The sequence below is a fragment of the Pseudomonas sp. S2_B07 genome, from assembly GCF_054668435.1.
The window spans coordinates 5566693-5582003 of sequence record NZ_CP162769.1 but is presented as its reverse complement, the minus strand read 5'-3'; the positions used below and the strand labels follow the sequence as shown (position 1 = coordinate 5582003).

At 60.1% G+C, this 15311-nt stretch carries 14 protein-coding genes; 11 read left to right on the top strand and 3 right to left on the bottom strand.

Features of this window, described 5'->3' with window-relative positions:
- Window positions 1-137: 137 nt before the first annotated feature.
- From AB4N43_RS25785 to ppnP, 8 genes are all read left to right on the top strand, one after another.
- Window positions 138-1928, top strand: coding sequence for an acyclic terpene utilization AtuA family protein (locus AB4N43_RS25785; RefSeq protein WP_460154234.1), 1791 nt, complete (start codon window positions 138-140; stop codon window positions 1926-1928).
- Window positions 1929-1940: 12 nt separating this feature from the next.
- Window positions 1941-2810: an SDR family oxidoreductase gene (locus tag AB4N43_RS25780; protein WP_059182418.1), complete on the top strand. Its 870-nt coding sequence runs from the start codon at window positions 1941-1943 to the stop codon at window positions 2808-2810.
- 3 nt (window positions 2811-2813) lie between these two features.
- A complete protein-coding gene (atuC, locus tag AB4N43_RS25775; protein ID WP_059182417.1) occupies window positions 2814-4430 on the top strand; it encodes a geranyl-CoA carboxylase subunit beta in 1617 nt (538 codons plus the stop codon).
- A 25-nt stretch (window positions 4431-4455) separates the two neighbouring features.
- Window positions 4456-5613 (top strand): citronellyl-CoA dehydrogenase, encoded by a 1158-nt coding sequence (gene atuD / locus AB4N43_RS25770; RefSeq protein ID WP_027925763.1) that lies wholly within the window; start codon window positions 4456-4458, stop codon window positions 5611-5613.
- The gene (locus tag AB4N43_RS25765) at window positions 5610-6407 is read left to right on the top strand and encodes an enoyl-CoA hydratase/isomerase family protein (RefSeq protein ID WP_460152161.1); all 798 of its coding nucleotides are present in this window, start codon (window positions 5610-5612) and stop codon (window positions 6405-6407) included. The genes atuD and AB4N43_RS25765 overlap by 4 nt, the downstream gene beginning before the upstream one ends.
- A gap of 109 nt (window positions 6408-6516) precedes the next feature.
- Window positions 6517-8478, top strand: coding sequence for an acetyl/propionyl/methylcrotonyl-CoA carboxylase subunit alpha (locus AB4N43_RS25760; protein WP_460152159.1), 1962 nt, complete (start codon window positions 6517-6519; stop codon window positions 8476-8478).
- Window positions 8479-8549: 71 nt separating this feature from the next.
- Window positions 8550-9092: a 3'-5' exonuclease gene (locus AB4N43_RS25755; protein ID WP_460152158.1), complete on the top strand. Its 543-nt coding sequence runs from the start codon at window positions 8550-8552 to the stop codon at window positions 9090-9092.
- 69 nt (window positions 9093-9161) lie between these two features.
- Window positions 9162-9446: a pyrimidine/purine nucleoside phosphorylase gene (gene ppnP / locus AB4N43_RS25750; protein WP_007940055.1), complete on the top strand. Its 285-nt coding sequence runs from the start codon at window positions 9162-9164 to the stop codon at window positions 9444-9446.
- A 72-nt stretch (window positions 9447-9518) separates the two neighbouring features.
- Here ppnP and AB4N43_RS25745 read toward each other — a convergent pair whose 3' ends face one another.
- Window positions 9519-10325, bottom strand: coding sequence for an MOSC domain-containing protein (locus AB4N43_RS25745; RefSeq protein ID WP_059182415.1), 807 nt, complete (start codon window positions 10323-10325; stop codon window positions 9519-9521).
- A gap of 149 nt (window positions 10326-10474) precedes the next feature.
- On the bottom strand, window positions 10475-11410 hold the full coding sequence (locus tag AB4N43_RS25740) for a chemotaxis protein CheV (RefSeq protein WP_027925758.1): 936 nt from the start codon (window positions 11408-11410) through the stop codon (window positions 10475-10477).
- Between the two features lie 462 nt (window positions 11411-11872).
- Between AB4N43_RS25740 and AB4N43_RS25735 the strand changes: the two genes are divergently transcribed.
- From AB4N43_RS25735 to AB4N43_RS25725, 3 genes are all read left to right on the top strand, one after another.
- Window positions 11873-12343 carry a hypothetical protein gene (locus AB4N43_RS25735; protein WP_027925757.1) on the top strand — a complete coding sequence of 157 codons (471 nt, stop codon included), beginning with the start codon at window positions 11873-11875 and terminating at the stop codon, window positions 12341-12343.
- Window positions 12344-12759: 416 nt separating this feature from the next.
- Complete coding sequence (locus AB4N43_RS25730) at window positions 12760-13653, top strand: sensor histidine kinase (RefSeq protein WP_460154233.1); 894 nt, start codon at window positions 12760-12762, stop codon at window positions 13651-13653.
- Window positions 13650-14309: a response regulator transcription factor gene (locus AB4N43_RS25725; protein WP_027925755.1), complete on the top strand. Its 660-nt coding sequence runs from the start codon at window positions 13650-13652 to the stop codon at window positions 14307-14309. Before AB4N43_RS25730 ends, AB4N43_RS25725 begins: the two co-directional genes overlap by 4 nt.
- Here AB4N43_RS25725 and yegS read toward each other — a convergent pair.
- On the bottom strand, window positions 14293-15210 hold the full coding sequence (gene yegS, locus AB4N43_RS25720; protein WP_027925754.1) for a lipid kinase YegS: 918 nt from the start codon (window positions 15208-15210) through the stop codon (window positions 14293-14295). The two genes, AB4N43_RS25725 and yegS, sit on opposite strands and share 17 nt — an antisense overlap.
- Window positions 15211-15311: the final 101 nt, after the last annotated feature.

The window sequence follows — 15311 nt, the reverse complement described above, 5'->3', positions numbered from 1 at the left end:
GGGGTTGCGCGGGCAATTTAAGCTGGCAACGACCACCAAGCAAGCGCTCGGGCAGAAGATATTTCAGGCGTTTACAAACCAAGCGCTTGCTTGGTAGTCTCGATGCACTTCACTGGGAGGTGGCTATGCAGTTGACTGTGCCTAAAACGATTCGCATCGGCTGCGCCAGCGCCTTCTGGGGCGACACCTCGACCGCTGCCGCGCAACTGGTGGAAGGTGGACGCCTGGACTACCTGGTCTTCGACTACCTGGCCGAAATAACCCTGTCGATCATGGCCGGCGCACGGATGAAAGACCCGCAGGCCGGCTATGCGGGGGACTTCATCGAAGTCCTCAGCCCATTGCTGGGGCAACTTGCCGAACAGAAGATTCGTGTCATCAGCAACGCTGGCGGCGTCAATCCACTCGCCTGCGCCGCCGCCCTGCAAGCCGCCTGCGACAAGGCCGGTGTGGCGCTGAAAATCGCCGTGTTGCTGGGCGATGACCTGCAACCGCAATTCAAACAGCTGAGTAGCCTCGGCCTTCATGAAATGTTCAGCGGCGCGCCGTTACCGCCCCTGTGCGTATCGACCAACGCCTACCTCGGCGCGCCGGGCATCGTTGAAGCCTTGCGCCTGGGTGCGGACATCGTGATCACCGGGCGCGTGGTCGACAGCGCCGTGGTCAGCGCGGCACTGGTGCATGAATTCGGCTGGTCCTGGCACGACTACGACAAACTCGCCCAAGCGGCGCTGGCCGGCCACATCATCGAATGCGGCGCCCAGTGCACCGGCGGCAATTTCACCGACTGGCGCGAAGTGCCCGACTACGAACACATCGGCTTCCCTATCGTCGAGGTCAGCGCCGACAGCCAGTTCATCGTCAGCAAACCGGAAGGCTCCGGCGGCCTGGTCACGCCACTGACCGTCGGCGAGCAGATGCTTTATGAAATCGGCGATCCACGGGCTTACCTGCTGCCGGATGTGGTCTGCGATTTCACTCAGGTCAAACTTCAGCAACAGGGCAAAAACGCGGTTCAGGTGCATGGCGCGAAGGGCTTGCCGCCAACCGATCAGTACAAGGTCAGCGCGACGTACCCGGACGGTTTCCGCTGCACCGCCAGTTGCTTGATTGCAGGCATCGATGCGGTGGACAAGGCGCGACGGGTCAGCGAAGCGATCATCAACAAGACCTCGGATATTTTCCGCCAGCGCGGCTGGGCGCCCTACAGCGAAGTGAACATCGAACTGCTCGGCAGCGAGGCCACCTACGGCCCCCACGGCCAGCGCACGGACAGCCGCGAAGTGGTGATCAAACTCGCTGTGCGTCACCCGAGCAAACAGGCCTTGATCGTGTTCTCCCGGGAAATCGCCCAGGCTGCAACCGGTATGGCGCCGGGGCTGACCGGGATCGTCGGCGGGCGGCCAACGGTGTATCCGCTGATCCGGCTGTTCTCCTTCCTTATCGACAAAACCGCCTGCACGCTGGACATTGATTTCAACGGCCGGCGCCACCCCTGCGCGCTGCCCGCCGTCGATGTGCTCGACCCGGATGACTTGCCTGTCCCGTTCGACCCACCGCAGCCCAGCGACCGCGCCGACGCCAGCGTGGCCCTGATCAGACTCGCGGTCGCGCGCTCCGGCGACAAGGGCAATCACAGTAACATCGGCGTCATGGCCCGCGAGCCCGAGTACCTGCCGTGGATCGCCGAAGCGCTGACGCCGGAGGTCATGGTCGACTGGATGAGCCACGTCCTCGACCCCGTTCACGGGCGCGTGGAGCGCTGGTATTTGCCGGGCACCCACAGCCTGAATTTTCTACTGGAGAACGCCCTCGGCGGCGGTGGCGTGGCCAGCCTGCGGATCGACCCGCAAGGCAAGGCCTTCGCCCAGCAGCTGCTGGAAATCCAGATTCCGGTGCCGCAGCGCATCGCCGACCAGGTCAACTAGAGGACTGCCGCCATGGCTTACGATTCGATCTTCAAAACCGATCTGTTTGCGGGCCAAACCATTCTTGTCACCGGTGGCGGCAGCGGCATCGGCCGTTGCACCGCCCATGAACTGGCAGCGCTGGGCGCGCATGTGCTGCTGGTCGGGCGCAAGGCCGACAAGTTGAAAAGCGTTGCCGCCGAGATTGCCGAAGACGGCGGCAAGGCGGATTGGGCCGTGTGCGATATTCGCGAGGAAGATGCAGTCAAGCATCTGGTCAGCGAACTGATTCGCAAATACGGGCCGATCCACGGTCTGGTCAACAACGCCGGCGGGCAATTCCCGTCACCGTTGGCCTCAATCAATCAGAAAGGTTTCGAAACCGTGGTCCGCACTAATCTGGTCGGCGGTTTCCTGATGGCCCGGGAAGTGTTCAATCAATCCATGAGCAAGCATGGCGGCGCCATCGTCAACATGCTTGCCGACATGTGGGGCGGCATGCCCGGCATGGGCCATTCAGGCGCGGCGCGCGCGGGCATGGATAACCTGACCAAGACTGCCGCCTTCGAATGGGGTTACGCCGGGGTGCGGGTCAACGCGGTGGCGCCGGGGTGGGTCGCGTCCAGCGGCATGGACACTTACGAAGGCGCTTTCAAAGCGGTAATACCGACCTTGCGCGAACACGTGCCGCTGAAACGCATCGGCACCGAATCGGAAGTCAGCGCTGCAATTGTGTTCCTGCTCAGCCCGGCCGCGGCGTTTGTCAGCGGCAGCACCTTGCGCATCGACGGTGCCGCCAGCCTCGGCGGGCGCGCGTGGCCGATCCACAAGGCTACGAACAGCGAGTCGTACAACGGTTTTCACCGCGCGTACTTACCTGACGTGCTCAAGGACAAGGAATAAGCCATGCCGGTGATTCAATCGCAAGTGGACCCGTTCAGCGCGCAGTTCGCCCAGAACCGCGACGCGATGCTGGCCGTGATCGAACACGTGCGCCAGCTCGAACAGAACCTGTTGAACAAGGCAGCCGAAGCCAAGCCGAAATTCGACAAGCGTGGCCAACTGCTGCCGCGTGAACGCCTCAACCTGCTGCTCGACCCCGGCGCGCCGTTCCTCGAACTGGCGAGCCTGGCGGGCTACAAGCTGCACGACGACAAGGACGGCAGCGCGGCCGGTGGTGGTTTGATCGCCGGGATCGGTTACGTGTCCGGCGTCCGCGTGCTCGTGGTGGCAAACAACAGCGCGATCAAGGGCGGGACCATTTCCCCCAGCGGATTGAAAAAGTCCCTGCGCCTGCAGCAGATCGCCATGGAGAACAAACTGCCGGTGATCACCCTCGCCGAAAGCGGTGGCGCCAACCTGAATTACGCCGCGGACATTTTCGTCGAAGGCGCGCGCAGCTTTGCCAATCAGGCGCGGATGTCGGCCATGGGATTACCGCAGATTACCGTGGTGCATGGCTCGGCCACTGCGGGCGGCGCTTATCAGCCGGGATTGTCGGATTACGTGGTGGTCGTGCGCGGCAAGGCCAAGCTGTTTCTCGCCGGCCCGCCACTGCTGAAAGCGGCAACCGGGGAAGTCGCCACCGACGAAGAACTCGGCGGCGCCGAGATGCATGCGCAAACCGCTGGCACCGCCGAGTACCTGGCCGAGAACGATGCCGACGGCGTGCGCCAGGTGCGCGAGATCGTCGGCCTGTTGCCCTGGAACGATCAGTTGCCCTGGCGTCCGGTACATCGCTGGGAAGAACCGCTCTACCCCATCGACGAGCTGCTGGGCCTGATCCCGGACGACCCGAAAAAACCCTATGACGTGCGCGAGATCATCGCCCGTATCGCCGACGGTTCGAACTTCCTCGAATTCAAGGCTGAGTTTGATCAGCAGACCGTCTGCGGCCACCTGAAAATCCAGGGCCGTGCCTGCGGCTTCATCGGCAACAACGGCCCGATCACGCCCAAGGGTGCGAGCAAGGCCGCGCAGTTCATTCAGCTGTGCGACCAGAGCCAGACGCCGCTGCTGTTTTTCCACAACACCACCGGGTTCATGGTCGGCACCGAATCGGAACAGCAAGGCGTGATCAAACATGGCGCGAAGATGATTCAAGCAGTGGCAAATGCCCGGGTGCCGAAACTGACGATTGTCGTCGGCGGCTCTTATGGTGCCGGCAACTATGCGATGTGCGGGCGCGGCCTCGACCCGCGTTTCATCTTCGCCTGGCCCAACAGCCGCACGGCCGTGATGGGCGGTGCCCAGGCCGGCAAGGTGCTGCGGATTGTCACCGAAGCCAAACAGCTCAAGGACGGTCTGGTGCCGGACCCGAAAATGCTCGACATGCTGGAACAGGTCACCGCACAGAAACTCGACAGCCAGTCCACCGCCCTCTACGGCAGTGCCAACCTGTGGGACGACGGGCTGATCGATCCGCGGGACACGCGGACGTTGCTCGGTTACGTGCTGGATATCTGTCACGAGGCCGAGGTGCGGCCGCTGCAAACCAACAGTTTTGGCGTCGCCAGGTTCTAGACCGGCCTTTAGGAGAACAATAAAAATGATCTTCACCCAGGAACACGAAGCACTGCGCCGCACCGTCCGCCAGTTCGTCGATCACGAGATCAACCCCCACGTCGAGGAATGGGAAAAGGCCGGTCGTTTCCCCATCCATGAAATCTTCCGCAAAGCCGGTGACCTCGGCCTGCTGGGAATTTCCAAACCGGAAAAATTCGGTGGCATGGGGCTGGATTACAGCTATTCGATTGCCGCGGCCGAAGAGTTCGGCACCATCCATTGCGGCGGCATTCCGATGTCCATCGGCGTGCAGACCGACATGTGCACGCCCGCCCTCGCCCGCTTCGGCTCCGATGAATTGCGTGAAGAATTCCTGCGCCCGGCGATTACCGGCGAACAGGTCGGTTGCATCGGCGTTTCCGAAGTCGGTGCCGGCTCCGACGTCGCCGGGCTGAAAACCACTGCCCGCAAGGATGGCGACGATTACGTGATCAACGGCAGCAAGATGTGGATCACCAACTCGCCCAGCGCCGATTTCATCTGCCTGCTGGCCAACACCTCGGACGACAAACCGCACATCAACAAGTCGCTGATCATGGTGCCGATGAACACCCCCGGCATCAGCCTCAGCTCGCACCTGGACAAACTCGGCATGCGCAGCTCGGAAACCGCCCAGGTGTTTTTCGACAATGTGCGTGTGCCGCAACGCAACCGCATCGGCCATGAAGGCGCCGGGTTCATGATGCAAATGCTGCAATTCCAGGAGGAACGGCTGTTCGGCGCGGCGAACATGATCAAGGGCCTGGAGTATTGCGTCGACAGCACCATCGAGTACTGCAAGGAGCGCAAAACCTTCGGCAATGCGCTGATCGACAACCAGGTGATCCACTTCCGTCTGGCCGAGCTGCAAACCGAAATCGAATGCCTGCGGGCGCTGGTCTATCAGGCCACCGAGCAATACATCAAAGGCCAGGATGTCACTCGCCTGGCCTCCATGGCCAAGCTCAAGGCCGGGCGTCTGGGCCGTGAAGTCAGCGACAGTTGCCTGCAATATTGGGGCGGCATGGGTTTCATGTGGGACAACCCGGTGGCCCGCGCTTACCGCGATGTGCGGCTGGTGTCGATTGGCGGTGGCGCCGATGAAATCATGCTGGGGATCATCTGCAAACTCATGGGTATTCTGCCGGGGAAAAAGAAATGAGCACCCTGCCCGATTGCCAGGCGCTGCTGTTGGAGTCGCATAACGGCGTGCTCCACATCACCCTCAATCGTCCGCAAAGCCGCAATGCGATGAGTCTGCACATGGTCGCCGAACTGCGCGCGGTCCTTGCGGCGGTGCGTGATGATCGTGCGGTTCGGGCCTTGGTGATTGGCGGTGCCGGGGGACATTTCTGTGCCGGTGGCGACATCAAGGACATGGCCAACGCACGCGCTCAAGGTTCGGACGCCTATCGCGAGTTGAACCGGGCCTTTGGCGCACTGCTGCAAGAGGTGCAACACGCGCCGCAAGTGGTGATTACGGTGCTGCAAGGCGCCGTGTTAGGCGGTGGCCTGGGGCTGGCGTGTGTCAGTGATGTCGCCCTGGCCGATCACCTGGCGCAGTTCGGATTACCGGAAACCAGCCTTGGCTTGCTGCCCGCGCAAATCGCCCCGTTTGTGGTCCAGCGCATCGGCCTGACCCAGGCCCGGCGCCTGGCGCTGACCGCCGCGCGTTTCGACGGTACTCAGGCGCGGCGCATGGGCCTGGTGCACTTTGTCGAGCATGACGCGCAAGCGCTGGCCGAACGCCTCGATGAAGTCCTCGCCCATGTGCTGTGCTGCGCGCCGGGGGCGAATGCGACGACTAAAAAACTGTTGCTGGCGAGTGCCGGGCAACCGTCGGATGCACTGTTGGATGACGCGGCGCAGTGGTTTAGCGAAGCGGTGACGGGCGCAGAAGGCATCGAAGGGACGATGGCTTTTGTGCAAAAAAGAAAACCGGGGTGGGCCTCTTAAAAGCATCGCGAGCAGGCTCACTCCTACAGGGGAATGCATTCCAAATGTGGGAGCGGGTTTACTCGCGATGAGGCCATCACATTCACCGCACATATCAAGGAAAGCCTTCATGCCCGCACTCAGAAAAATCCTGATCGCCAACCGCGGTGAAATCGCCTGCCGCCTCCAGCGCACTGCCCAGGCGCTGGGCTATCGCACTGTCGCCATCTTCAGCGACGCCGACGCCGATGCCCTGCACGTACAAATGGCCGACGAAGCCGTCAACATCGGCGCGGCCCCGGTGCAGCAGTCTTACCTGAACATCCCGGCCATCATCGACGCGGCCCGGCGCACCCGTGCCGATGCGATCCACCCCGGCTACGGCTTCCTCTCGGAAAACGCTGGCTTCGCCCTTGCCTGCCGTGACGCGGGTATTACCTTCATCGGCCCCAGCCCCGAAGCCATTGAGCTGATGGGCAGCAAACGCCTGTCGAAAATCGCCATGATCGATGCCGGAGTGCCCTGCGTTAAAGGCTATCAAGGCGCCGAACAGGACGATGCAACCCTGAGTCGTGAAGCTGAACGCATCGGATACCCACTGATGATCAAAGCCAGTGCGGGCGGGGGCGGACGAGGCATGCGCCTGGTACAGGATGCCAGCCAGTTACTGGAACAACTGCGTACTGCACGCTCCGAAGCGCAGCATGGTTTCGGCAGCGACGAACTGATTCTCGAACAAGCCTTGATCGACCCGCGCCACGTCGAGATTCAATTGTTCGGCGATCAGCACGGCAACCTGATCTACCTCGGCGAACGCGACTGTTCGATCCAGCGCCGCCATCAAAAAGTCATCGAAGAAGCGCCCTGCCCGGTGATGACCGACGAGTTGCGTCAGGCCATGGGCGAGGCTGCGCTCAAGGCCGGCCGGGCGGTGAATTACGTCGGCGCCGGCACGGTGGAATTTCTGCTGGATGCACACGGGCAGTTCTACTTTCTGGAGATGAACACCCGGCTGCAGGTGGAACATCCGGTGACCGAACTGATCACCGGGCTGGACCTCGTGGCCTGGCAACTGCTCGTCGCCGAAGGACAACCGCTGCCATTGCGACAGGAGCAGGTTCAGCTCAGCGGGCATGCCATGGAAGTACGTTTGTACGCCGAAGATCCCGCTCACGACTTTCTGCCGCAAACCGGTCAAGTCAAGGCGTGGGAGCCGGCGTTGCACAATGGTGTGCGGATCGATCATGGCCTGATTGAAGGCCAGGACATCAGTCCGTTCTATGACCCGATGCTGGGCAAAATCATCGCCCACGGTGCAACCCGCGAAGAGGCCCGACGCAAGTTGTTGCGGGCGGTGCAGGACAGCGTGCTGCTGGGCGTACAGAGCAATCAGCGCCTGCTTGCCAGTCTGCTGCAACACCCGCAATTCATCAGCGGCGAGTTCAACACCGGGTTCATCCCGACTTGCTTTGCTGACGATCCGTGCTTGCAGGCGCATGTCCCGAGCGCTGCGGAGCTGGCCATCGCTGCGGCGCTGTTCTATCAAGCGTCGGCACAGGCTCACGCGGCACCGCTGAAGGGCTGGCGCAACAATGCCAGCGTGCCCTTGCATTACCGCATCGGCCTGAATGACCAGGATTGGCCGGTGGAATTGAACGCCTCGCCTGACGGGGCGTTTCGGATTCAAGTCGCCGGGCAACTGCTCACATTGAAGATCATCCGTAGCGATGGGCGCTGGGCAATGCTGGAGATTGACGGTATCCACCAGCGTCATGCCTATCGACTCGAAGCCGGGCACCTGTGGTTGTTCGCGCGGCCCGGCAGTTTGAAACTGCTGGATCGGACCCAGGCGCTGGTCAGCAGTCAGGCCAGCGTCAGTTCCGGCACGCTCAAGGCACCGATGGACGGCGCCATCGTCGACGTACTGGTCAGTGAGGGCAGCACGGTCAGCAAAGGCCAGCTATTGGTGGTGCTCGAAGCCATGAAAATGGAGCATCCGCTCAAGTCGGGCATCGACGGCGTGCTCAAACGCTTGCAGGTTCAGGTCGGCGATCAGGTCAAAAATCGTCAGATTTTGTTGGAGGTCGAATAAGCCGCTAGGCGGATCCGCCGGGTTTGGCTACGCTCAAGCCCTATCAGGACGCGGATACCAGGAAACCTGCGATGCCTCACTGGCTGGTGATAGATCTGGAAGCCACCACCGATGAAGGTGGCTGGCCAGTTACGGAAATGGAAATCATCGAAATCGGTGCCACCCTGGTGGACCGCAAAGGTCGCGAACTGGACCACTTCCAGCGTTTCGTGCGGCCACAGCGGCGGCCCTTGCTGACACCGTTTTGCCGGGAGCTGACGCACATCACCCAAGGCAATATCGATACTGCGCAACTGCTGACCGAGGTCTGGCCGGCGTTCGAGCGTTGGCTGGGCCAGCATCATTCACGCCTGGAAGGTTGGGCGAGCTGGGGCGACTACGATCGCAAACAGTTGGTTCAGGAGTGGGAGCGCCTGCAACTCGACAGCGCCTTGAGCCGCGTGCCGCACATGAACCTCAAGCAGCGCTTTGCCAAGGCCAGGCGCCTGGAACGCCCGCTGGGGCTCAATGGCGCCCTGCAACTGGCAGGCATGCAGTTCACCGGACAGCAACACCGGGCACTGGAAGATGCGCGCAATACCGCTCGCTTATTACCGCTGGTTCTCCCCTCCTAGAGAGGTGACGACGCTCAAGGCCTTGTGCATACTGGCCGGCCCTTTTTAGCCCTTTTCGAGGAATCGCCCATGTTTAAAGTCAACGAGTACTTCGACGGCACCGTCAAGTCGATCGCCTTTGGCACCGCTGAAGGTCCTGCGACTATTGGCGTCATGGCTCCGGGCGAATACGAATTCGGCACCAGCCAACGTGAAATCATGCACGTGGTCAGCGGCGCCCTGACCGTCAAACTGCCTGACAGCAGCGACTGGGAAACCTTCGCCGCCGGTAGCCAGTTCAACGTGCCCGCCAACAGCAAATTCCAGTTGAAAGTGGCCGTCGACACCGCTTACCTGTGTGAATACCGCGGCTAACCCCCCCGGGTTTTCATCGCGATAAAAAAATGCCCGTGTCTTTGGACACGGGCATTTTTCATTCCGGGGCTTTTATTCGAGAATCGTCACCGGCATTCCGACTTCAAGACGACCATTGCTGTCGTTGACCAGATTCTGTCCAAACATCGCGCCGTCGGCCTCGGCACGGTATTTCTGCAACGTGGCCAGCGGTTCCCGGTCATCGCTGCGCTCACCGGTTTGCGGATCGATGGTGGTCAGAATGCACCGAGAGCAGGACTTGACCACCCGAAACTCGACCTCGCCGATGCGAATACGCTTCCAGCTGTCTTCGGCATAGGCTTCGCTGCCCTCGATCACCAGGTTCGGTCGAAAGCGCAGCATTTCCAGGGAACGTCCGACCTTTTGCGACAAATCTTCGAGGGACGCCTGCCCGATCAGTAACAATGGATAACCATCGGCGAACGCCACCTGATCATCGTCCTTGCCGTAACCGGCCTCGGTCATGCGCGCACGATCAAGGGGAACCTGCACCAGGCGTGTAGGCTTGCCGATGAACTCACTGACCCAGGCACCCGCCTCGTCACCGGCATCCGGCACGCGCAAGGTGTCGCGCCAGAGGGTGACGCCACGCAGTTCAGCGTTGCTGGAGGGCAAGGCGATGTCGATCGGCGAGCGGCCCGGGGCGCTGAGGGTCAAGCCGCCTTCGGCATTCCACAACGCCGACAACTGGCTCATGGACGGGACGGCGCGCTGGGTCAGGAAACGTCCGCTGGCCTCATCTACCAGCATCCAGCGTCGATCACCGTCCAGCCCCAGTTTGTCGAGGCCGACCTGTTGCAAGGTTTCACCCTTGCCGGATTTCAACGGATAACGGTAAAGCGCGCTCAGACGCAACATGGCCAGCTCCCTGATGGTCAAAAAAGGCCACCCTATACGAGCTTGGTCACCGAATCAAAGGCTGAAAACAGAGCACTGCCCCCTTGTAGGAGCGAGCCTGCTCCGGGCGGCTCGCTCCTACAGGGAAAGTGGCCAGTCCTTGATCGTGATCAGGCCGGGACTTCGTCGAGCATCAGGCGCTGGCGCACCACGTCGACGAGTTTGTCCGGCTGGAATTTGGAGAGGAAGTTGTCGCAGCCGACTTTCTTCACCATCGAGTCGTTGAAGCTTCCCGACAGGGAGGTGTGCAGGACCACATAAAGGCCGCGCAGACGCGGGTCATTACGGATTTCGGTGGTCAGGCGATAGCCGTCCATTTCCGGCATTTCGGCGTCGGTGAACACCATCAACAGCTTGTCCGTCATGGACACGCCCGTGTCCGCCCAGGCCTTGAGCATGTTCAACGCCTTCAAGCCGTCGCTGGCAATGTGCATCTTCACACCCAACTGGCCCAGGGTGTCACGCAATTGCGACAGTGCGACATTGGAGTCGTCGACCAGCAGCACTTCACGGCCACGGGCGCGTTCGAGTACCGGATCGTCGAGTTTTTCGCGCGAGACTTTGGCGTTGTACGGCACGATTTCGGCCAGGACTTTCTCGACGTCGATGATTTCCACCAACTGGTCATCGACCTTGCTGATCGCCGTGAGGTAATGCTGGCGACCGGCGCTGGTCGGCGGCGGCAGAATGGCTTCCCAGTTCATGTTGACGATGCGATCCACACCGCCAACCAGGAATGCCTGCACCGAGCGGTTGTACTCGGTGACGATGATCGTGCTGGTCGGGCTCGGGATCAGCGGACGCATGCCGATGGCCTGGGACAGGTCGATCACCGGCAACGTCTGGCCGCGCAAATTGACCACGCCGCAGACGAATGGATGACGCTGTGGCATCAGGGTCAGCTTGGGCAGTTGCAGCACTTCCTGCACTTTAAAGACGTTGATCGCAAACAATTGCCGGCCAGCCAGGCGAAACATGAGAATTTCCAGGCGATTCTCACCCACCAGTTGCGTGCGTTGGTCTACCGTGTCGAGAATGCCGGCCATTAATGACTCCTGGGCTTGTTCTGATTAATTCACTTAAAGAGGGTTATCGGCTGTTATTGCCAAATCTTGACCCTGAGACAAAATGCCACGATCGAGCATTGATGTCACATTAACATCATGGTTTACTGCATCCGCGATTCATCTGCTTCACTCCCGACGGCGCGACCACGGTTTGCACGTTAGGTTCCCTCGTGTAAGGGATTCCCCTATTAACAATCAGGTCCAACCTGATATTCGCGATATCCAATAGCCATTAATGTGACGCCATTCTCATTGCATGAACGGAGTCAGGCTTTTGTGTGCGATCGCAGGTAAGTGGCCATCCACCCTCTCGAGTTCCCAAGCCTGCACTCAGGCCTGCAGGAGCGCGATCTCATGCCGGCATGGCAGCGTCGGGACGTTGGACGTCCTGGTCGACATACGCGACATCCCCTCATTTGACATGACGTTGTGGAGATAAGCATGCCGAAGAAACCCAAGCAGTGGGCTCAGCGTTTGCCAGAGTTTCTTGTCGAGGCGGAAACACTTCTGGCCAAGTCGGAGGAGTGCCTGAGCCATCTGCAGTTGATCAGCAATGACAAGGACGCAATCGATTGCATGCTCAGCAGCCTGCTCAAACTGGCAAGCCGGGCCGATGCCCTGGCGCTGGAAGCCGTGTCGGAGTTTTCCCTGCATATTCACGGTTTACTGAACCACGCCCACCCCCACATTGACCTGCACGAGCACGCCTTGGGCGCGTTGAAGGATTGCTTCACGCTGATGGCCTGGCAACTCGAACTCATCGATCAGACCACCGGGCAGCTCAGCCTGGATGACAGCGAACAGACCTCCCTGATCGAAGCCTTTGCGCTGCAGGTCGGACAGAGTCATTTTCAGTTACCGGTTAATTCCAAACCGTTTACGCTCGTTTCCTATTCGGAACGGCAGGCTTGAATGAGTCTGACAACTTAGCCATGTGTATTCTTATTGCCATGCAGCCGCTCTATAAATGAGTGGGCTCATGTCGCAATTGAATATTTCATGCCTTTGCGCGACAACTCGATATTAATCGTTACTCCCCTTCGTAAAACTTTTCCATAGTGGAACTCTCGTCCATCGCGTTATTGCCTGACGCTATGGGCATATATACCAAACGCGACCAACGGTATCTTAAGTGGTATTATGCCGCCCATTAGTTGACGCCAATTAATGGCAAAGTGGACTTCAGATCAGAGCAAGCCGCTAAAGGCTGTGGTTCCACCAGAGGAGCCCGCTCTGCTCAAGACGAGTCACTACAGCTTTTCAGACAGAGACCCGTCAGCCACTATGGCCGGTCTGCCCGCAGCGAACATTCATTGGCTCCATCCGCTATGTACGCCAGCCTCAAGTCAGTCACCTCATGGCCACCGTCCCAGAAAAACGCTCGACGGCTCACGCTATTGCTGTGCACCTGTTCGGCACTTGGCAGCCTGCTGGTCTTCGGTTTCTCCACCTCCCTTGCACTGAGCTTGTTGGCGTTCAATCTCGCGGCACTGGCCTGCATCCGGGTCCAGGATCGCCTCTCGAGCCAGTCGATAAAATTTGAACCGCAAGAGCTGGCGGACCGCTTGTTGGAAGTACAGGAAAATGAACGTCATCGTCTGAGCAGAGAATTGCACGACGATATTGGCCAGTTGCTGACCGCCGCAAAACTGCAAAGTGAATGGCTCAAACGTCGGATGCCTGATGAAATGCAGGGCCAGTGTTCGGTGCTCTGCGACACGCTGGAAGAAACCCTGACCAAAGTTCGTGACGTCTCGGCCATCCTTAATCCCAGGCAATTGACGAGTCTCGGGCTGGAGGCCAGTCTGCGTGCGCATCTGCTCAAGACCCTGGCCAACACCTCGCTGCACTGGAGCCTGGAATGCCATCAACGGTTGACCGGCGTGCCGGAAGAAATGGCGGTGGCAGCCTTTCGAATCACCCAGGAAGCAGTGACCAATATTTTGCGCCACGCCGATGCAAAAAATCTTCTGGTCCGACTACAGCGCATGCCCCAAGGCCTGACACTATTGATCAGCGACGACGGCCAGGGTTTCGCACCCGCGGTTGATCCCGGTCGAGAGGGACAGCGGGGGATGGCCGGGATGCAGGAACGGATCGATCAGTTGGGCGGGACCCTGGCCGTGAGTAGCGTGCTGGGCAAAGGCACTCAAATCGAAGCACTTTTCCCCTGGGCGCCCCGTGCGCTCGAACGGGCCAGTACGAATAAGGTTTTGCATTGACTTGTAATTTACTTCTGGTGGATGACCACTCGCTGATCAGGGCTGGCGTACGCGCCCTGGTGTTGGACATTCCCGGCTATGCGGTAGTTGGCGAGGCCAATGACGGCTCGCAGCTGCTCGAAATGGTCGAGAAACTGTCCCCTGACATCGTCCTACTGGATATCTCCATGAAGGAGACCAGCGGTCTTGAAGCCTTGCAGCGACTCAAGCGGGTACGCCCGCAAAGCAAGGTACTGATTCTGTCGATGCACACCGATCCCGCGCTCATCATGCAAGCGCTGGAGTCCGGTGCTCATGGCTATTTACTCAAGGACACCACGGCCACCGAGCTGGAACATGCGCTGGATGCCCTGCGCAACAACGAACGCTACCTCAGCCCTGCCATCGCCCACACGGTCATCAATCAGGCGCTGATCCGGAACCAGAAGCAGCAGCCGGAAACGCAAGAATCACATAACCTGACAGCCCGGCAACTGGAAATCCTGCGACTGATTGTTCGCGGAAAATCCACCCGGGAAATCGCCAATGGCCTGAGCCTCAGTATCAAGACGGTTGAAACCCACCGCTCGCAGATCATGAAGCGCCTGCAGATCTACGATGTCGCCGGCCTTGTCCTGTTTGCCGTACGCGAGCAAATCATCAGCCTGGACGATTAGCTGACTGCAATGTACTCAACAGGGGTGAATTTTCCGGCAAATGCACGCGCAACGCTGCGGCACGCGCCGTAAAGCGCAGGTTGTCGCCCTCCAGAGGTTCGCCATCAAGGTTGATGTGCAGACCTTCCGAGACCTTGATCTCGACCCAGGGCAAACGAGCGCGCACGAACATGTTATCGATGCCAAAGCCATCGGCCAGCAGGTTTTTCAACGTACCGACCACTTCCTGCGGTGCCGGTAAAATACTGATATCCAGCAGACCATCGTCAGCCAGCGCCTCCGGACATAGCACATGCCCGCCTCCCGCCTGCCGACCATTGCCGATACCGAGCGCCAATAGCTCGCCGCTCCAATGAAAGTCCGGCCCCTGCAACTCGCCATAAGCCGCATGCAACTCGCTGAAGCGTGATAAGCCGGTAAACAGATACGCTGCGCCGCCGAGGACTTTTTTCAGGTCTTCTGACGTATTGGCCGTGACCTGACTGCCGAAACCGCCCGTGGCCATGTTCAGAAAGACCTGGCCTCCTACTTCCCCCAGATCGATAGCGTGTGGCGCAACCTCCAGAAGATCCAGTGCCAGCGCCGGTGCTAAAGGCACGCCAGCCGCGCGAGCAAAATCATTGGCCGTACCCAATGGCATCAAGACCAGGCTGGCCTGATTCGGGTGCGCCGCCAGGGCCTCGGCAATATCGCGTAACGTGCCGTCGCCGCCGCCGGCAATCAGTTGCGTATAGCCTGCGCTCAACGCTTCTTCCACCCAGCGCTGCGCGTCCCCCGCTTCCCAGGTCAACCGCACGGCCAGTGTCCACCCTTGCTTGCGCTTGCCTTCGACAGCCGCGCGGACCTCCTCGTTGAGTGCCTGCTTGCCATGCAGAATCAACAGCGCCTTGCGCTCACTCATTGTCGTAGCTCCTGATTGGAATTCATTCAGGAGATGTTGACCTCACTGCCCCCTATAAAGGTCGCACGACGTTGAGATTTTTCGAGGCATGCTGGTTTGCG